Genomic DNA, 18,278 nt, shown 5'->3' on the forward strand with positions numbered 1-18,278 from the left:
CGGCGGTGCTGCTGACCCGTGGCTGAGGCGCCCGCCCCGCTGACCTGGCGGGACCTGGCCGGGATCGGTCTGGCGCGCCTGAAGCGCGGCAACGAGCGCAGGGTTCAGGCGCTGAGCGAGCTGGGCGTGGCGCACCTGGGAGACCTGCTCACCTACTACCCCCGCCGCTACCTGGACCGCAGCCGCGAGGCCACCGTCGACGAGCTGAACGTGGGCGAGGACGCCATGGTCCTGGCCACCGTCGAGAAGGTGAGGGCCATCCCGGGCCGCAACCGGCGCGCCCGCGTGGAGGTGCTGGTGAGCGACCGGGAGGGCGCCCGCCTGAGCTGCGTCTTCTTCAACCAGCCGTGGCGGGCCAAGCAGCTGCGCGAGGACATGCAGGCGGTGCTGTACGGGCGCCTGGAGGTGTTCCGGGGCGGGCTGCAGATGACCAACCCGGTCGTGGATCTGGTGGGCAACCGCACCGGGGGGATATTCGCCGTCTACCCGCAGTCGGCCAAGGCGGCCATCACCACCTGGGAGATCGCCGACATGGTGGGCGAGGGGCTGCGGCGCTGCGACCAGCGCGGCATCGCCGACCCCGTGCCGCCGGAGCTGCTGGCGGACCACGACCTGTGCGGGCGGCACGAGGCCCTGCGGCTGGTGCACAGCCCGGAGTCCTTCGCCGAGGCGACCCGGGGCAGGAACCGGCTGGTCTTCGACGAGCTGCTGCGGATGCAGGTGGTGCTGGTGGGTCGCAAGCGGCTGCGGGAGCGCTCCGGCGACGGCATCGCCCACCGGCTGGACGCCGAACTGCTGGATGGCTTCCGCCGGCGGCTGCCCTTCGCCTTGACCGCCGCTCAGAGCCGCACCGTCGACGAGATCCTGACCGACCTGCAACAGCCGTGGCCGATGCACCGGCTGCTGCAGGGAGAGGTGGGTTCGGGCAAGACGGTGGTGGCTCTGATGGCCATGCTGGCGGTGGTCTGCGGCGGCGGCCAGGCCGCCCTGATGGCGCCCACCGAGGTGCTGGCCGAGCAGCACTACCTGGGTCTCAGCGAGCTGCTGCGCTCGCTGGACGGCGCCGGCGGCTTCGGGAGCGGCGGCGGGCGGCTGGCCCTCGGCGGCCTGCCGCCGGTGACCCTGGAGTTGCTGACGGGTCGCGTCCGCGCCTCGGGGCGCGAGCGGATCCTCGGCGGCCTCGCCTCCGGGGAGATCCCCATGGTCGTGGGCACGCACGCCCTCATCAGCGAAGGCGTGGCCTTCGAGTCCCTGGGCCTGGCCGTGGTCGACGAGCAGCACCGCTTCGGCGTGGAGCAGCGCGCCGCCCTGCGGGCCCGCGGCGCCGGCGGTGGCCTGCCGGACGTGCTGGTCATGACGGCCACGCCCATCCCGCGCACGGCCGCCATGACCGTCTACGGCGACCTGGACGTCTCACGCCTCGACGAGCTGCCCGCCGGGCGGGCCGGCGTCACCACCGCGGCGGTGACCGAGGCGCTCCAGCAGACCGCCGTGTGGGAGCGGCTGCGGGACGAGGTCGCCGCCGGCCGGCAGGCGTACGTGGTGTGCCCACTCATCGAGGAGTCCGACAAGGTGGAGGCGGCCGGGGCGGAGGCGACCTACGAGGAGCTGCGCGCCGGCGAGCTGGCCGGCCTGCGGGTGGGGCTGCTGCACGGGCGCCTGCCGGCGAGCGCCCGGGAGCCCGTGATGGCCGCCTTCCGGCGCGGCGAGCTCGACGTGCTGGTCGCCACGACGGTCATCGAGGTGGGTGTGGACGTGCCCAACGCCACCGTCATGGTCATCCTCGGCGCCGACCGCTTCGGCATCGCCCAACTCCACCAGTTGCGGGGCAGGGTGGGGCGCGGGTCCCAGCCGGGATGGTGCTTCCTGGTGGCCGAGAGCCCCTCGCCGCCGGCGCAGGCGCGCCTGGCTGCCCTCGTGGACAACACCGACGGTTTCGAACTGTCCGAGATCGACTTGGACCTGCGCGGCGAGGGCACCCTGATGGACTCCCGCCAGACCGGCCGCAGCGACCTGAAGCTGGCCTCGCTGCGCCGGGACCGCGACTGGATCCCCCTGGCGCGCCGGGCGGCCGAGTCGATCTGCGACGCCGGCGGCCCGGACGCCGTGCTCGCCGATGAGATCGCGCTGCTGCTGAGCGACGCCGACATCGACTATTTCGACAAGTCCTAGGCAGGATGGGGCGATGACCACCCAACGGCGACCCAGCGAGTTGGCCCGCCTCGAGGAGGTTCGCCGGGTCGGCGGCGAGCGCACCGCCCAGGTGGCTGGCGTTCTGGCGGAGGCCTTCGCCGCCGACCCGCTGCAGGCCTGGCTGCTGGAGGGCGTGGCGGCTGGCGAGCGTGTTGCCTGGCGCACCGCCTGGTGGAGCTTCATGGTGACCCACGCGCCGCAGGGCACCGAACTGCACGTCACCGGCGACGGGTCCGGCGCGGCCTGCTGGCACCCGCCGGGCGCCGGGCAGCTGCCGGCGGGGGCGGTGGAGGAGTTCCGGCGCATGGTCGGCGAGATGGCGGGCGAGCGCGCCCCGGTGGTGCTCGCCAGCCTCGCCCGGATCGCCCGCCGGGCGCCGGCCGAGCCGCACTGGCACCTGGCGGCGGTCGGCGTGGCGCCCGACCGCCAGGGGGAGGGCCTCGGGGCGCGCCTGCTGGGGGCGATGCTGGCCCGCTGCGACCGGCTGGGGCTGCCGGCCTACCTGGAGTCCTCCAACTCCCGGAACCTCACCTTCTACGAACGCCTGGGGTTCGCCGTCACGGGCGAGGTCCGCACCGTCGACGAGCGGGTGGCGCTGACGCTCTTGTGGCGCCCGCCCGGCCGATGAACGGCCCGACCCGATGAACGGCCCGTCCCCATGACCCGCATCATCGGCGGTGAGGCCCGGGGGCGCCGGCTGAAGGTCCCCCGCGGCGACCGGGTGCGCCCCACCACCGACATGGTGCGCGAGTCCATCTTCGGGGCGCTCGGCAGCCTCGGTGACGTGGCGGGCACGGTGGCGCTCGACGCCTTCGCCGGCAGCGGCGCGCTGGGGCTCGAGGCGCTCTCCCGGGGCGCGGCGCACGTCACCTTCGTGGAGCGGCACCGTGCCACGGCGGCGATCCTGCGCGCCAACGTTGCGGCGCTGGACTTCGGCGACCGCTGCCGCATCGTGACCGGCGACGTGGTGGGCTGGCTGCACAAGACCGACGAGTCCTTCGACGTGGCGTTCTGCGACCCGCCCTACGACTTCCCCGATCACGGCTGGCAGCGGCTGCTGGGGCGGCTGGACGCCGGGATTCTCGTCGCCGAATCCGATCGCCCGGTGCCCGCCCACCCGGACTGGATAGTCATCTCCGAGCGTCGCCGGGGGAGTACCGTTGTGCAAATGGCGAGACGTCGAGTCGCCGGGGACGCCGAGACCCCGGCGGGACCTGAGGGACGTGACTGACGTGGTCCGCGTGCTGTACCCCGGTTCGTTCGATCCCGTGCACAACGGTCACGTGGAGGTCGTCGAGATGGCGGCCGAACTCTTCGACGAGGTGATCGTGGCGGCGATGCGCAACCCCACCAAGGGCGAGACGCTGTTCAGCATGACCGAGCGCGAGGCCATGCTGAACGAGACGTTCGCGCACCTCCCGAACGTGCGCACCACCATGTTCGGCGAGTTGGTGGTGAGCCTGGCGCGCCGGGAGGGGGCCGACTTCATCATGAAGGGCCTGCGCGCCGTGTCGGACTTCGAGAGCGAACTGCAGATGGCCCAGACCAACCGCAAGGTGGCCGGCGTGCACACCGTCTTCCTCCCGTCCACCTCGGCCAGCTCCTTCATCGCCTCGAAGTACATCCGGGAGATCGCCCGCTTCGGGGGCGACGTGGACTCGATGGTGCCCGCCCCGGTGGCCAAGCGCCTCGCCGAGAACCGGTCGGTCTCGTGAGCCGCTACGACGATCCCTTCGCGCCCGGCGGCGACGAGCCGGACTTCTCCCCGGGCGGGCCGGCCGGCGAGCCGGGGCCGTTCGAGTCCCTCGCCGGCGGCGGCCCCGAAGTCGTCGAGGACGTGGAGGCGGCACTCGCCGACCTGGAGCGGTACGTCAGCGGGGCGCGCGCCTCGAGCCTGTCCTCGCAGGTCCGGCTGGACCGTGACCACCTCCTGGAGCTGATCCGCATCGCCCGGGCCCGGCTGCCGGTGGCCCTGCGCAGCGCCAGGTGGCTCATCAAGGAGCGCAACGACTACCTGGCCAAGGCGCGCCGGGACGCCGAGGAGCTCATCGACGACGTGAAGGCCGAGGCGGGGCGCATGGTGCAGCGCACCGAGGTCGTCAAGCAGGCGGAGGTGCGGGCCCGCCGGATCACCGAGGCGGCCGAGGAGCAGGCCCGCCGCCAGCGGCTGGAACTCGAGGACTACTGCGACGAGCACCTCGCCCGCTTCGAGGAGGCCATGGAGCGCGCCCTGGACAACGTGCGGCAGGGACGCCGGCGGTTGCAGGGCTCGATCCCGCCCGCCCCCTCGCCGGACCCCACCGAGGCCGAGGAGGCCGACCCGCTCTTCTTCGACCAAGACGAGGAGTGAGCGAGCCGCGCCCGGGCGCGCGCCCGGTCCTGGTCACCGTCGCCGACCTGCTGGCGACCCCCGGCCGGCGGCGGGAGTTGACAGGCAGGCGGGTTCTGGAGGACCTGGCGGTCGGCGGCGGGGCGATCGCCGGGGACGCCGTCGAGTTGCAGCTCGTGCTGGAGGCACAGGCGGGGCGCATCATCTGCTCGGGCGAGGTGCACGCCCGCTGGGAACTCGAGTGCCGGCGCTGCCTGGGACCGGTGCTCGTCCCCGTGACGCCCGACGTGACCGAGGTGTTCGAGCAGGTGCCGGCCGAGGGCGAGACGTTCCCGCTGGAGGGCGAGGTCGTGGACCTGGCGCCGATGCTGCGCGAGGCGGTGCTGCTGACGCTGCCGCTCGCCCCGCTCTGCGACGAGTCCTGCGGTGGGCCCGCCGAAGGCTCGTACTACGGGCCGCCGCCCACCGAGGACGAGGCGGCCGGCGAGGCGCCACGCGATCCGCGCTGGGCGGCCCTCGACGACTTCCAGCCCTGACTCCGGGCCTGAGGAACCGGCAGGGGAGGCCGCTACCGTCACGGTGTGGCCGTTCCCAAGAAGAAGACCTCCAAGTCGCGCTCCCGCAGCCGCCGCGCCGCCGCTTGGCGCCTGCGGGCGCCGTCCCGCTCGTCCTGCTCCCGCTGCGGAGCCGCCAAGCTGCCGCACCGGGTCTGCGGGCAGTGCGGCTGGTACCGCGACCGGCAGGCGGTCGAACTCGGCTGAGGTGGTTCGCCGGCCTGTGAGCCGACCTGCCACCGACACGCAGCGCAATCCCCGATTCCTGCGGTCATCGTGAGCCCGCTGCCGGTCGCCGTCGACGCCATGGGGGGCGACAACGCGCCCGAGGCGATCGTGGCGGGTGCCCGCATGGCGGCGGGCGAGGGGCTCGGCGTGGTGCTGGTGGGCCCGCCCGAGCAGCTCGACGGCAGCGGCCTGGAGGTGATCCCGGCGCGTGAGGTCGTCGACATGGACGCCGACCCGGGTGTCAGCGTCCGGCGTCTCAAGGACGCCTCGGTGGTGCGGGCGGCCGAGGCCGTGCGCGACGGCAAGGCCTGCGCCATGCTCTCCGCCGGCAACACCGGCGCCGCCATGGCGAGCGCGCTGCTGCGCTTCGGGCGGATCAAGGGGGTCGTGCGCCCCGCGGTGGCCTGCCTCTTCCCGGTGCCCGGGCGGGCGACGCCCACCGTGGTGCTGGACTGCGGGGCCAACTCCGACTGCGTCGCCGGCTGGCTGGTGCAGTTCGCCCGCATGGGCGCGGTGTACAGCCGCGCCGCTTTCGGCACCGCCGAGCCGCGGGTGGGGCTGCTGTCCATCGGCGAGGAGGCCGGCAAGGGTTCGGCCCTGGTCAAGGAGGTCTTCGGGCTGCTGGAGGATCCGGGCTGGCAGGACCGCGCCGGGGCCCGCTTCGTGGGCAACGTGGAGGGGCGCGACCTGTTGCTGGACTGCGCGGACGTCATCGTGACCGACGGATTCACCGGCAACGTGATGCTGAAGACCGCCGAGGGAGTGGCCGCCGTCATCGCCGCCCAGATCATCGGCCTGGCCGACAGCTCCCCCGAGGCCCGGGCCGGCGCCGACCTGTTCTTCCCCGCGCTCATGGGCCTCTACGAGACCTTCGACCCGGAGAACACCGGCGGTGCGGTCCTGCTGGGTGTGCGGGGCGTGTGCACCATCTCGCACGGATCCTCGAGTCCCAAGGCGATCGCCAGCGCCATCGGCGTGTCCCATCGACTGGCGGCGGCGGGGGTCCCCTCACAGATCGCCGACGCGGTGACCGGGTAGGATTCGATCTCGCCACGGCGCGCCGCCCGGCGCGCCGGCCCTCGAGAGGAGGCAGCAGCCGTGCCGGCGGAGACCCACGTTTCGCAGAGTCCGATGCCGCGGTCGGAGATCCTGGAGCAGATCAGGGGCCGGCTGGCCGACATTCTCGAGATCGACCCCGCCGACGTCGCCGAGGGCGATTCCTTCCTCGACGACCTCGACGCCGACTCGCTGGCGCTGATCGAGCTGGTCGAGGCGCTGGAGGAGGAGTTCGGCGAACGCACCGTGGGCTTCCGGATCGACGACGAGGACCTGCAGGACCTGCGGACGGTCCGCGACGCGGTCGACTACGTCGAGGCGCGACTGGGTTGAGTGGCTGCTGTCGAGGGCGACAACCTGCCGGAGCGCATCGGCTACCGGTTCGCTGACGAGACGCTGAAGGAGTTGGCGCTGCGCCACCGGTCCTGGGTGGCCGAGCAGCGTCCGGTCGCCGGCGCCAGGCCCGCCTCCAACGAGCGCCTCGAATTGCTGGGCGACGCCGTGCTGGACGTGGTCGTCTCCGAGCACCTCTACACCCGCTACCCCGACCTGGACGTGGGCCAACTCGCCAAGGTGCGGGCCTCGGTGGTGTCGGCCGACTGCCTGGCGGAGCTGGCCGGCGAGCTGCGACTCGGGGAGGAACTGCTGTTGGGGCGGGGCGAGGAGGCGGCCGGCGGTCGGGCCAAGCGTTCCATCCTGGCCGACGCCGCCGAGGCCCTCATCGGCGCCGTGTATCTCGACGGGGGCTGGGAGCCGGCGCGGCGGCTGGTGCTGTCGCTGATCACCGAGCGCATCGCCACTGTGGCGACCGATCCCGGGCGGGACGACCACAAGACCGTGTTGCAGGAGCGGGCGGCGCACGCCGGGGACGCCGTGCCCGGCTACCGCCTGAGCCACAGCGGTCCCGACCACGAGCTCACCTGGCGGGCCGTCGTGATGGTCGGCGACATCGAGTGCGGCGCCGGCGAGGGGCGCACCAAGAAGCAGGCCGAGCAGGCGGCCGCGCACGCCGCGCTGGCCCGCTACGAGCCGGCGTCGCCGGCCCGTGCGCCATCCCCGGACGCCCCCGGCGCGGGTGCGAAGATGGTCTCCGGCCCCCCTGGGTCCGGAGACGACGCGGCAAGGACACCATGATCGAGTCACCCGAAATAGAGGTCGTGCGCCGTGAGCTGGAGCGCGAGGTCCTGGACAGGCGGGTGAAGGCGGTCGAGGTGCTGTCCGAGAGCGTCACCCCCCACAGCGCCGAGGAACTGAACGAGCGACTGGAGCGGGCCAAGATCACCGGGGAGGTCTCCCGGCAGGGCCTGCAGCTGCTGCTCTCCTTCGACAACGAGGAGATCATGGGGGTCACCCTCGGCGCCGGCGGCCACCTGCGCCGCCAACCCAACAGGGATCGGGTCGATCCCGCCACGCGCCTCGTCATCACGTTCACGCAGTACGGGGGGCTGCGCCTGCTGGACTTCAAGGAAGGGGCCCGGCTGCGCCTGTTGAGTCCCGAGCAGGCGCAGGAGCAGCAGCACGGGGGCATCGACCCGCTCGTCACGTCGCTCTCCTGGACCGACTTCTCGAGCCTGCTGGCGACCCCGTCGCGCCCGATCTACCTGAAGGCCTTCCTCACCAACTCCGGCGCGATCGTCGGCGTCGGCGACATGTACGCCGATGAGATCCTCTTCAACGCCGGGCTGCGCCACGACCGGATGACCGACTCGCTGGGGCGCCAGGAGATCCGCCGGCTGTGGCGGGCCATCGTGGAGGTGCTGCACGACGCCGTGAAGTACCGGGGCTCCACGCTGGAGGACAATCACTTCGTGTCGCTGTCGGGCGAGCCCGGCGCGTACCAGAACCATCACAACGTCTTCCGCAGGCACGGCCGGCTGAGCCCGCGCTCGCGCCGGCCGATCGTGCGGGTCAAGTACCGGGGGCGCTGGACCTACTACTGCGAGCAGTCACAGGTGTAGCCGTGTTCCTGCAGGCCCTGACCCTGAAGGGTTTCAAGTCGTTCGCCGAGACCACGACGATCGGCTTCGCCCCCGGTCTGTCGGTGATCGTCGGACCCAACGGCAGCGGCAAGTCCAACATCGTGGACGCCATCAGCTGGGTGCTGGGTTCGCAGTCCCCGACGGCTCTGCGCTCCCAGCAGATGGACGACGTGATCTTCGCGGGCAACCCGGGCCGGGCGGCGCTGGGGCGGGCGGAGGTCACCCTCGGCTTCGACAACGCCGACCGCCGCCTGCCGCTGGATCTCGACGAGGTCGCCATCAGCCGCACCCTGTTCCGCAGCGGCGACAGCGCCTACGCCATCAACGCCACGCAGACCCGCCTCATCGACATCGCCGAGATGCTCTCCGCCGCCGGGGTGGGGCGGCACCGTCACGTGATCGTGTCCCAGGGCCACATTGACGCCGTGCTGAGGGCCAAGCCGGCCGAGCGGCGGGCCATCCTGGAGGAGGCCGCCGGCGTGTCCGCCTACCGGGTGCGCAAGGAGAAGGCGGTGCGGCGGCTGACCGACACCGAGGCGAACCTGGCTCGCCTCGGGGACCAGTTGAACGAGGTCAGGCGGGCGCTGCGGCCCCTGGAGCAGCAGGCCTCGGTGGCGCGCCGTCACGGCGCGCTGGCTGCGGAGTTGGCCGCCCTGCAGATCCACCGGCTCGGAGCCGAGCTCGGCGAGCTGCGGGAGCGCCGGCGCGAGGCGGCGACCCGGCGGCGGGACCTGGCGGACCGCCGCGCCGCGGACGGCCGTGAGCTCGCCGCCCTCGACGGGCGCATCGCCACCGCCGAGGCGCGCCTGTCGGCTCCGGACCACGTGGCGCTGGCCACCGCCGGCGAGCGCCTCGCCTCCCTGGAGGACCGCGTGCAGCAGGCCCGGCGGGCCATCGACCGCCGCCGGCAGGACTACGAGCGCCGCCGCCGGGGATGGTTGGCCGACGACCTGCTGGCCTCCCTCGGCGACGAGTCCACCCGCATCGAGGCCGCCCTGACCGAACTGGACGGCGCCGAGGCCGGGCTGTCCGCCGAGGGGGCCCGCCTCGACGACGACGCCGCCGTGCTGGCCGCCGCCGAGCGGCAGCGGGCGCAGGCGGTGGTCGCCGAGACGGCCGCCCGGCGGGCACAGGCCGACGCCGCCGGCGAGTGCAACCGGTGGAAGGCGCGGGTCGACGCCCTGGCCCTGACCTTGGGCGACGAGCGGGCGCGCTCGGGCATGGAGGTGCTCGAACAGACCGCCGGCGTCCTGGGGGCGCTCGGCGACCTGGTGACCGTGGAGGAGGGTTGGGAGGCGGCGTTCGAGGCCGCCGCCGGGGAAGCCCTGGCGGCCGCCGTCCTGGACGGCCGCGCCGCGGCCCGGCCGGCGCTGGAGGCGCTGGTGCGGGCGGGGACCGCCGGCGCGGTGCTGCCGGCGCAGGCGCCGGGTGCCGGGCCGCCGCCGGTGGGGCAGCCGCTGCGCCCGCACGTGCGCGGCCGGCGCGGGGGAGTGGACGAGGTGCTCGACGGGCTCATCGGCCCCGTCGTCGTCGTGCCGACCTGGCAGGAGGCCTGCGACGCCGTCGCCGACCATCCCGACGCCACGATCGTCACGCCGGCGGGCGATTGCTTCTCCCGGACCGGCTGGCGGGTGGGGGTGCACCGCTCGGGGGCGGTGGGCGAGGCGCTGGAGGAGTCCCGCCGGCGGCTCCGCCAGGCCGAGGACTCGCTGGCCGGCGCCGACCGGGCGCTCCGCGAGGCGGCCGCCGCCGTCGCCACCGCCGGCGGGGAGGGAGCCGACTTGCAGCGGCGCCGCACCGATCTGGAGGCCGAGCGCCGGTCGCTGGAGATGCGGGTCTCGGGGGTCAGGGCGCGCCGTGCGGTGCTGTCCGATCGCCGGGACGAGCTCCGGGCGCGCCTGGCGGGTCACGAGGCGGCGGTCGCCTCCGCCGGTGCCGACGCCCGGCGCAGCGCGGCCCTGGCGGAGCTGGCGGCTCGGCTGGCCGGCAGCGCCGAGGAGTGCCGCAGCGGTCTGGAGCGGCTGCGCGCCCGCCAGCGCCGGCTGGCGGAGGCGGGCCGGCTCACCGCGGCGCGGCTCGACGGGGACCGCAGGGCGCGCGCCGCGCTGGCCGCGTCGATCGCCGAGGTGGGTGAGGAACTGCTCGGCGCCCAGCGCGCCGAGGACGAACTCCGGCTGCGCATCGAATCGGTCACCGAGACCCTGCGCAGCCGGCACGACTGCGACGAGGTCCGGGCCACCCGAACCGCCCCGCCCGACCTCCCCGAGGGCGTCACCGCCCCGCAGCGCATCCGCGAGCTGGAGCGGCTGTTGCGCGGCATCGGCCCGGTGAACCCGCTGGCCGTGCGCGAGCACGACGTCCTGCGGGAGCGGCACGACCAGCTGGCCGCCCAGATCTCCGACGTCCGCAGCGCCCGCCGGGACCTCACGAAGCTCGTCCGGAGCGTCGACAGCGAGATCCTGGAGGCGTTCTCCCGCTGCTACCGCGAGGTCGCGGAGAGTTTCGAGACGGTCTTCGGCGTGCTCTTCGACGGGGGCGCGGGCCGGCTGTCCCTCACCGAGCCGCAGGATCCGCTCAACTCGGGCGTGGAGATCGAGGCGCAGCCCGCCGGGAAGAACCTGCGCAGGCTGGCACTGCTGTCCGGCGGTGAGCGCTCCCTGGCGGCGCTGGCGTTCCTGTTCGCGGTGTTCCGGTCGCAGGACTGCCCGTTCTACGTGCTGGACGAGGTGGACGCCGCCCTCGACGACGTCAACCTGCACCGCTTCCTGCGGCTGCTCGAGGACTTCCGCGCCACTGCGCAGCTCATTCTGGTCACGCACCAGAAGCCCACCATGGAGATCGCCGACAGCCTGTACGGCGTGACGATGCGCCCGGGCGGCACCAGCAGGGTGATCGCCGAGCGCCGGCACACCCTGCTTCCCCTGCAGGCGACCGGCGCGGGGGTTTCGCCCGGCGCCTGAGCGGTCGCGGCAGCGGTCGGAAGTGACGCATCGCGGCCGGATTGGTACCGTCACAGGCGTGCGCGTGCTCGTCGCCGACGACGAAGAGGACCTGGTAGGAGCGATCGCCCGCGGCCTGCGCCGGGACGGCTACGCCGTGGACGAGGCCTACGACGGGGCCGAGGCGCTGGCCAAGGCCTCGGTGGTGGATTACGACGTCATCTGCCTGGACCTGACGATGCCCGCGGTCGACGGCAGGGAGGTGTGCCGCCGCCTGCGCGACCCGTCCTGGAGCAGTCACCGCCCGCGCATCCTGATGCTCACGGCCCGCGACAGCCTCGAGGACCGCATCGGGGGGCTCGACGACGGCGCCGACGACTACCTCGTCAAGCCGTTCGCGTTCGAAGAGTTGACGGCGCGGATCCGGGCGCTGCTGCGCCGGGACGCCGGACGCCGCGGGTCCCGCCTCGTCGTCGGCGACATCGAGATGGACCTCAGCCGGCACGCCGTGCGGCGCCAGGGCCACGAGATCACCCTGACGCCGAAGGAGTTCACGCTGCTGCGGTACTTCTGCAGCCGCCCCGGCGAGGTCGTCTCGCAGGAGGAGTTGCTGGACCACGTCTGGGACGAGCACACCGACCCGTTCACCAACACCGTGCGGGTGACCGTCGGGACCTTGCGGCGCAAGCTCGGCCTGCCCGGCAGCCCGGCGCCGATTGAGACGGTCGTGGGGACGGGTTACCGGCTGGACGCCCCGCCGGGCGGCGACGGCCCCGATGGGCCGACCGGACCCGAGGATCCGGCGTACGTGCTCGGCGACGTCGCCTCGCCCGCCTCGCCCACGTCGGCCCCCTATCCCTGATAGTGGGCGCAGGGTGGAACCCGCGGGCGCTGAGTCCATGACCGGTGCCCGTTCCCGCGAACGGTTCCTCCGCCGCTTCTACCGCTCGCTGGGCTCCATCCGCTTCCGCCTGGCGCTGGTCTACAGCCTGCTCCTCTTCGGCCTGGGCGCCGTCGCGGTGGGAGGCATCTACTGGGGACTGGCTCGGAACCTCGACGAGTCGCCGCTCTCGCAGTCGATCGGCCTGGACGAGTTCCGGGCCGGCGGCATCACCTCCGCCGAGGAGCCGGCCGTCAGGGAGTTGCTGGCGGCCACCGAGATCGACGCCAACGAGCGGGCCATGCAGACGCTGCGGGACTACTCGCTCATCGCTCTGGCGATCCTGTTCGGCGCCAGCATGATCGTCGGTTGGTCCCTGGCCGGTCACGTGCTGAAGCCCGTGGGCCGCATCACCGCGGTGGCCCGGCGGATCAGCGCCACCGACCTCTCCCAGCGCATCGCCTTGGACGGTCCGCCCGACGAGCTGCGGCGACTGGCCGACACCTTCGACGACATGCTGGACCGCCTGGACCGTTCTTTCGACGCCCAACGGGGGTTCGTGGAGGACGCCTCCCACGAGTTGCGCAACCCGCTGGCGGTGATCCGCAGCAACCTGGACACGACACTGGCCGATCCCGACGCCACCACCGAGGACTACCGGGTCGTGGCCGAGCAGGTGAGCCGGTCCACCGAGCGCATGTCGCGCGTCGTCGACGACTTGGTCACCTTCGCCCGGCACGAGACCCGGCCGCAGCACCTCACCCTGGTGGACGTCGGGGAGCTCTCGAGCCAGGCGACCGCCGAGTTCGAGGGCTACGCCGCCAACCACGACGTGATGCTGACGCACTACGCGCCCAGCGGCCTGCTGGCCCTCGGCGACGCCGGCAGCCTCCGGCAGGCGCTGGCGAACCTGCTCTCCAACGCCCTGAGCGTGGCGCCCGCGGGATCCGAGGTGCGCATCACCGCGGGGGGTGAGGGCGCCTGGATCTGGGTGGCGGTGGAGGATCAGGGCCCCGGTATTCCCGCGGACGAGCAGGAGCGCGTCTTCCAGCGGTTCCAGCGCGGCAGGCAGGCGTCGGCCGAGGGGCGGGGCCTGGGTCTGGCGATCGTGCGCCAGATCGCCGAGTCGCATCGCGGCGAGGCGCGCCTCACCTCGACCGAAGGCTTCGGATCCACCTTCACGATCCTGCTGCCGGCGACGGGGGCGAGCAGCCCGGGCGCCCGGATCAGACGCAGGGGCCGGGTCGCGGAGAACGTTCCGATCCCTCTCTGAATCGACCGGGGGCGGATCCGAGGCTCCGGCGCGCCGCCCCAATAGCGTGGACGGTGTCCAGCGCACGACCGTGACCCCGGAGACGGAGTTCACATGGCACCTGACCAGCCCGACTCGCCGAGCGATCCCGGCGAGGGCCCGTTCGAGGACCGGCCGGCCGCCGCCGGAGGTTTCTCGGGGCCCGGCCCGTCGCGCGGCGGGGCCCCCGGCGGCGCGCCGGGCGACTCGTGGCCCCGGGACTACGACCTGGCCTGGACGCTTTGGTCGAGCGAGGAGGGGCTGCCGCGGGACCCCGGTCCGCCCGGCGGCCGCCGCCGGCGGCGCTTCAGCGCCGAGGCCTTCGCGGTGCTCGTCAGCCTGTCGGCGCTCGCACTCGGAGCGGTGGCGGTCGTGCAGTCCTCGGGCGAGCCCGACGAGGCGGTCCGCTACATCCCCGTCCGGCCACCGGAGATCATCGGTCCGGCGCCGCAGTCGGGTGCCGCGGCCGCCCCGGCGCCGCCCCCCGCCGACGAGCCGCTCCCACCGCAGGCGACGGAGGTTGCACCGCAGCCGACCGCCGCGCCGCCGGACGCCGCCGGGGCCGTCGCGCCGGCGCCCTCGCCGGCGCCGCAGGAGACGGTGCCCGCGCCCGCGCCGCCAGCCGGTCCGGCACAGGAGCCGGTGGTCTACGCCGCCGGCCGGGTGGAGCCGGCGGTCGTGCTGATCCAGACGTCCCAGGGCCAGGGATCGGGGATCATCTACGACGATGCCGGGCTGATCCTGACCGCCGCGCACGTCGTCGAGAACGCCGAACCTCTCGCCGACCTGTTCGCCGGGGAAGGAGCGGGCGGGCCCGGGCGCCCCGAGGGCCTCGAGATCGACCCCCCCGACGGGCTCGACGTTCCGGAAGCCCTGATAGGGGAGGTGCCCGACGTCATCGTGCACCTGGCCAGCGGTCTGCGCACCGGCGGCAAGGTCGTGGGGGCGAACCGGGAGCTCGACGTGGCCGTCGTGCAGATCGACCCGGCGCTCGACGTGGACGTGGCGGAGATCGGTCCGCTGTCGACGGTGCAGGTGGGCCAGACCGCCGTGGCGGTGGGCAGCCCGTTCGGCATGGAGAACGTCGTGACCGTCGGCGTGGTGAGCGCCCTCAACCAGGTGCTGGGGGGCCAGAACATGCCGCCGCTGGGCATGATCCAGACCGACGCTCCGATCAATAAGGGCAACAGCGGCGGCGCCCTGGCCGATCTGGAGGGACGTGTGATCGGCATGAACGTGGCGATCCAGGCCACCTTCGGCGGGGGGAACATCGGCGTGGGCTTCGCCACTCCCATCGAGGTGGCCATCTGGATCGCCGAGGAGCTGCGTGCCGGGCGCGACGTGCGTTTCGGCTTCCTGGGCATAACCGGCTACACCCCGCCGCTGGGGGAACCGGGAGCGATCGTGGCCTCGGTAACCCCCGGCGGGCCCGCCGAGGCGGCCGGGATGCAGGTGAACGACCGCATCGTCGCCTTCGACGGTCAGCCCGTGGGTTCGATGGGCGAGTTGACCGTCGCCGTCCGGCTGCGGGCGCCGGGGACCGAGGTGCCCGTCGAGGTGGTCCGCGGCGACCAGCTCATCCGCCTGTTCGTCCCCCTCGGCGACCGGGGCGCCTCACTGGACATCGAGCCGGTCCCCGACGAGTCGCTCGAGCCCGAGATCGAGCCCTAGGCGGGGCGGGACCCGGTGACGGCGGCGCGCCACCTGCCCGAAGGCGTATTCGAGGACCCGGAACCGGCCCCGCGCTGGCGTGCGCGGCTGGCGAAGGCCCGGTCGGCGATGGGCGGGCGGCTCGGCGCCGCGCTGGCGCGTCCCGACCTCGACGCCGGCACCTGGGAGGCGCTGGAGGAGGCCCTGCTGGGCGCGGACGTGAGTTGGGAGGTGACCGAGCGGCTGCTGGGGCAGTTGCGCGCCGAGGCCTCCCAGCGGCGCATCGATGATCCCGGGGAGTTGCGCTCCCTGCTCGCAGCGGCCGTGACCGAGACGATGGACGCCCCCGACACGGGGCTGGATCGGTCGGGTTCGCCCGCGGTCTGGCTGTTCGTGGGGGTCAACGGCTCGGGCAAGACGACGACCATCGGGAAGCTGGCGCACGCCGAGGTGGCGGCGGGCCGGCGGGTGGTCCTCGCCGCCGCCGACACCTTCCGCGCCGCCGCCACCGAGCAGCTCGCCGCCTGGGCGGAGCGGGCGGGCGCGCAGCTCGTGCGCGGCAACCCGGGTGGCGACCCCGCGGCGGTGGCATTCGACGCCGCCTCCCACGCCGCGGCCACCGGCGCCGACCTGGTGATGATCGACACCGCCGGACGCCTGCACACCAACCACAACCTCATGGGCGAGCTGGCGAAGATCCGCCGCGTGGCCGAGCGGGCGCCGGGCGAGTTGCGCGAGGTGCTCGTCACCCTCGACGCCACGGTCGGCCAGAACGGTCTCACCCAGGCCCGGATGTTCGGCGAGGCCGCCGGCGTGACGGGCGCGGTGCTGACCAAGCTGGACGGCTCGGCCCGGGGCGGCTCGCTGCTGTCGGTGCGGGCGGAGTTGAATGTGACGGTCAAGCTGGTGGGCCTCGGCGAGGGGCTGGGTGATCTGGTGCCGTTCGACGCTGCGGCCTTCGCGGCCGCGCTCGTGGGCGACGACGAGGAGCACGCCGATGTTCGAGGCACTTAGCGGCAACCTCAACGCCGTCTTCGACCGGCTGCGGCGCAAGGGCAGGCTGCGTCCGGAGGACATCACCGAGGCGCTGGGCGAGATCCGCCGGGCACTGCTGGCGGCCGACGTGGCCACCGGGGTGGTGACGGAGTTCCAGGACCGGGTGCGCAGCCAGGCGCTCGCCGCCGATCTGAACCGTGCTCTCAACCCGACCCAGCAGGTGGTGCGGATCGTGCACGCCGAACTGGTGCGCTCCCTCGGCGGCGAGGCGATGTCGATCAGCTTCGCCCCCCGTCCGCCCACGGTCGTGCTCCTGGCCGGCCTGCAAGGCTCGGGCAAGACGACGGCGGCCGCCAAGCTGGCCCGCTGGTTCCGCAGCCAGGGGCGCAGCCCGCTGCTCGTGGGCGCCGACCTCTCGCGCCCCGCCGCGGTCGAGCAGTTGCGCATCCTGGCCGCCGAGATCGCCGTGCCGGTCTTCAGCGAGGCGACCGACCCTGTCGCGGTGTCGGCGGCCGGGCTCGCCGAGGCCCGCCGGCTGGGTCGGGACGTGGTGATCTGCGACACGGCCGGGCGCCAGGTGGTCGACGAGGCCCTGATGGCCGAGGTGCGGGCCATCGGCCAGGAAATCCAGCCCCACTACACGTTCCTGGTGCTCGACGCCATGACCGGCCAGGAGGCCGTGCGCGTCGGCCGAAGCTTCCACACCGCCGTCGGGCTCGACGCCGTGATCCTGACCAAACTCGACGGCGACGCCCGCGGCGGGGCCGCGCTGTCGGTGCGCGCGGCGGTGGGCGCCCCGGTGGCGTTCGCCTCGGTCGGCGAGCGCCTCGGCGACTTCGAGCGCTTCCATCCCGACCGCCTGGCGGGACGGATCCTGGGCATGGGCGACCTGCTGTCGCTGGCGGAGAAGGCGGAGGCCGCCTACGAGGGGCGCCAGGCCGCCGAGGCCGCCGGCGCCGCCGAACGCGTCCTGGCGGGCGACTTCACGCTGGACGACTTCTTGGAGCAGATGCGCCGGATGCGCAAGCTGGGCGGGCTCGGTGACGTGCTGGCCCACCTGCCCGCCGAGCAGGCGGCGCAGGCGACCGAAGCCGGCGTGGACGACCGGCGCCTGGGGAGGATGGAGGCGATCATCTGCTCGATGACCCCCGGCGAACGCGCCCAGCCCGCCATCATCGACGGGTCCCGCCGGCGCAGGATCGCCGCCGGCAGCGGCACCACGACCGCAGAGGTGGGCGAGCTGCTGCGCAACTTCAGCGCGGCGCGGAAGATGATGCGCGGCGCCCGCCCGGGCGGGGGCCGCCGCTCCAAGGGATCCAAGGGTCGCAAGTCCAGGGGCTCGGGGCGGGTCACGCCCGCGGGCGGAGCCCGGAACCGGTCCGCCGCCGACCTGCTCGAGCAGCTGGAGGGGCTGGAGAGGCCCGACGGCGGCACCGCCGGGTCGGCGCCGGGCTCGCAGCCTCCGGGCCCGCTGGCCTGGCCGGGACGCTGAGGGTCAGGGCCCCGGCGACGCGGTCGCCGATCCCCGGAGATGGAATGGCGACGATTTCACGGCACACTTATGCGTCGAAGCCGGCGCCACGGGGCCCGGCCGGGAATCTCCTGTGGAGGCGACGAATCGTGGCAGTGCGGCTTCGCTTGATGCGCAGAGGCAAGAAGCGCCAGCCCACCTACCGGGTGGTGGCGGCGGACAAGCGGTCGGCTCGCAACGGGCGCTTCATCGAATCGATCGGCTACTACGACCCGCGCCAGGAGCCGTCGCTGGTGAACATCGACAACGAGAAGGCCCTGAAGTGGCTCCGCAACGGCGCCCAGCCGAGTGAGCGTGTCGAGAAGCTTCTGAAGATCTCCGGCGCCTGGGACGAGTTCAAGGGCACCGGCTCGCGGCTCGAGGAGCTGGACTCCGCAACCACGGGATCATCCTCGTGAGCGACGCCGGCGCGCCCCGCGCCCAAGCGGTTCTCGAACACATCGTCCGGTCGGTGGTCGAGGCGCCCGAGGCGGCCCGGGTGGTGGCCAGCGCCGACGGCGAGGATGTTCGGCTCGACGTGCACGTGGACCGGGCCGACATCGGCAGGGTCATCGGCCGGCGGGGCCGGGTGGCGAGCGCCATCCGCACCGTCGTGCGGGCGGCCGCGGTCAACGACGGCCGCAGCGTCACCGTCGACTTCGTCGAGCCCTGA

The 18,278-nt window shown here is 73.8% G+C and carries 18 protein-coding genes and 1 pseudogene; all 19 read left to right on the top strand.

Annotation, left to right across the window (positions count from 1 at the left end; genetic code table 11):
• Nucleotides 1-18 precede the first annotated feature (18 nt).
• A complete protein-coding gene (recG, locus tag OXG55_03285) occupies nt 19-2,172 on the top strand; it encodes an ATP-dependent DNA helicase RecG (GenBank protein MCY4102283.1) in 2,154 nt (717 codons plus the stop codon).
• A 13-nt stretch (nt 2,173-2,185) separates the two neighbouring features.
• On the top strand, nt 2,186-2,821 hold the full coding sequence (locus tag OXG55_03290) for a GNAT family N-acetyltransferase (GenBank protein MCY4102284.1): 636 nt from the start codon (nt 2,186-2,188) through the stop codon (nt 2,819-2,821).
• 18 nt (nt 2,822-2,839) lie between these two features.
• A pseudogene (locus OXG55_03295) lies at nt 2,840-3,424 on the top strand (RsmD family RNA methyltransferase).
• Nucleotide 3,425: 1 nt separating this feature from the next.
• Complete coding sequence (gene coaD / locus OXG55_03300) at nt 3,426-3,908, top strand: pantetheine-phosphate adenylyltransferase (protein MCY4102285.1); 483 nt, start codon at nt 3,426-3,428, stop codon at nt 3,906-3,908.
• Complete coding sequence (locus OXG55_03305) at nt 3,905-4,543, top strand: hypothetical protein (protein MCY4102286.1); 639 nt, start codon at nt 3,905-3,907, stop codon at nt 4,541-4,543. The genes coaD and OXG55_03305 overlap by 4 nt, the downstream gene beginning before the upstream one ends.
• Entirely contained in the window at nt 4,540-5,058 is a 519-nt protein-coding gene (locus OXG55_03310; protein ID MCY4102287.1) for a DUF177 domain-containing protein, read from the top strand. Before OXG55_03305 ends, OXG55_03310 begins: the two co-directional genes overlap by 4 nt.
• 45 nt (nt 5,059-5,103) lie before the next feature.
• Nucleotides 5,104-5,283, top strand: coding sequence for a 50S ribosomal protein L32 (gene rpmF / locus OXG55_03315; GenBank protein ID MCY4102288.1), 180 nt, complete (start codon nt 5,104-5,106; stop codon nt 5,281-5,283).
• Between the two features lie 69 nt (nt 5,284-5,352).
• On the top strand, nt 5,353-6,342 hold the full coding sequence (gene plsX / locus OXG55_03320) for a phosphate acyltransferase PlsX (GenBank protein MCY4102289.1): 990 nt from the start codon (nt 5,353-5,355) through the stop codon (nt 6,340-6,342).
• A gap of 93 nt (nt 6,343-6,435) precedes the next feature.
• Entirely contained in the window at nt 6,436-6,693 is a 258-nt protein-coding gene (locus OXG55_03325) for an acyl carrier protein (protein ID MCY4102290.1), read from the top strand.
• Nucleotides 6,694-7,494: a ribonuclease III gene (gene rnc, locus OXG55_03330; GenBank protein ID MCY4102291.1), complete on the top strand. Its 801-nt coding sequence runs from the start codon at nt 6,694-6,696 to the stop codon at nt 7,492-7,494.
• Nucleotides 7,491-8,318, top strand: coding sequence for a hypothetical protein (locus OXG55_03335; GenBank protein ID MCY4102292.1), 828 nt, complete (start codon nt 7,491-7,493; stop codon nt 8,316-8,318). The genes rnc and OXG55_03335 overlap by 4 nt, the downstream gene beginning before the upstream one ends.
• A 2-nt stretch (nt 8,319-8,320) precedes the next feature.
• A complete protein-coding gene (locus OXG55_03340; GenBank protein MCY4102293.1) occupies nt 8,321-11,299 on the top strand; it encodes an AAA family ATPase in 2,979 nt (992 codons plus the stop codon).
• A 58-nt stretch (nt 11,300-11,357) separates the two neighbouring features.
• Nucleotides 11,358-12,140 carry a response regulator transcription factor gene (locus OXG55_03345; GenBank protein MCY4102294.1) on the top strand — a complete coding sequence of 261 codons (783 nt, stop codon included), beginning with the start codon at nt 11,358-11,360 and terminating at the stop codon, nt 12,138-12,140.
• Nucleotides 12,141-12,177: 37 nt separating this feature from the next.
• Nucleotides 12,178-13,431, top strand: a complete 1,254-nt coding sequence (locus OXG55_03350) for a HAMP domain-containing sensor histidine kinase (protein ID MCY4102295.1) — start codon at nt 12,178-12,180, stop codon at nt 13,429-13,431.
• Nucleotides 13,432-13,524: 93 nt separating this feature from the next.
• Complete coding sequence (locus tag OXG55_03355; protein ID MCY4102296.1) at nt 13,525-15,120, top strand: trypsin-like peptidase domain-containing protein; 1,596 nt, start codon at nt 13,525-13,527, stop codon at nt 15,118-15,120.
• A 108-nt stretch (nt 15,121-15,228) separates the two neighbouring features.
• A complete protein-coding gene (gene ftsY / locus OXG55_03360; protein MCY4102297.1) occupies nt 15,229-16,113 on the top strand; it encodes a signal recognition particle-docking protein FtsY in 885 nt (294 codons plus the stop codon).
• Nucleotides 16,097-17,587 carry a signal recognition particle protein gene (ffh, locus tag OXG55_03365; protein ID MCY4102298.1) on the top strand — a complete coding sequence of 497 codons (1,491 nt, stop codon included), beginning with the start codon at nt 16,097-16,099 and terminating at the stop codon, nt 17,585-17,587. Before ftsY ends, ffh begins: the two co-directional genes overlap by 17 nt.
• Before the next feature lie 128 nt (nt 17,588-17,715).
• Entirely contained in the window at nt 17,716-18,024 is a 309-nt protein-coding gene (rpsP, locus tag OXG55_03370) for a 30S ribosomal protein S16 (protein MCY4102299.1), read from the top strand.
• Complete coding sequence (locus OXG55_03375; GenBank protein MCY4102300.1) at nt 18,021-18,278, top strand: KH domain-containing protein; 258 nt, start codon at nt 18,021-18,023, stop codon at nt 18,276-18,278. Before rpsP ends, OXG55_03375 begins: the two co-directional genes overlap by 4 nt.

Source organism: bacterium (assembly GCA_026708055.1).
GTDB lineage: Bacteria > Actinomycetota > Acidimicrobiia > Acidimicrobiales > CATQHL01 > VXNF01.

Excerpts from the sequence above, each read along its gene's own strand:
- OXG55_03290 (MCY4102284.1), top strand. The coding sequence starts at position 2,186 with ATGACCACCCAACGGCGACCCAGCGAGTTGGCCCGCCTCGAGGAGGTT.
- OXG55_03325 (MCY4102290.1), top strand. The coding sequence starts at position 6,436 with ATGCCGCGGTCGGAGATCCTGGAGCAGATCAGGGGCCGGCTGGCCGAC.
- OXG55_03335 (MCY4102292.1), top strand. The coding sequence starts at position 7,491 with ATGATCGAGTCACCCGAAATAGAGGTCGTGCGCCGTGAGCTGGAGCGC.
- OXG55_03350 (MCY4102295.1), top strand. The coding sequence starts at position 12,178 with ATGACCGGTGCCCGTTCCCGCGAACGGTTCCTCCGCCGCTTCTACCGC.
- OXG55_03355 (MCY4102296.1), top strand. The coding sequence starts at position 13,525 with ATGGCACCTGACCAGCCCGACTCGCCGAGCGATCCCGGCGAGGGCCCG.
- ftsY (MCY4102297.1), top strand. The coding sequence starts at position 15,229 with ATGGGCGGGCGGCTCGGCGCCGCGCTGGCGCGTCCCGACCTCGACGCC.
- ffh (MCY4102298.1), top strand. The coding sequence starts at position 16,097 with ATGTTCGAGGCACTTAGCGGCAACCTCAACGCCGTCTTCGACCGGCTG.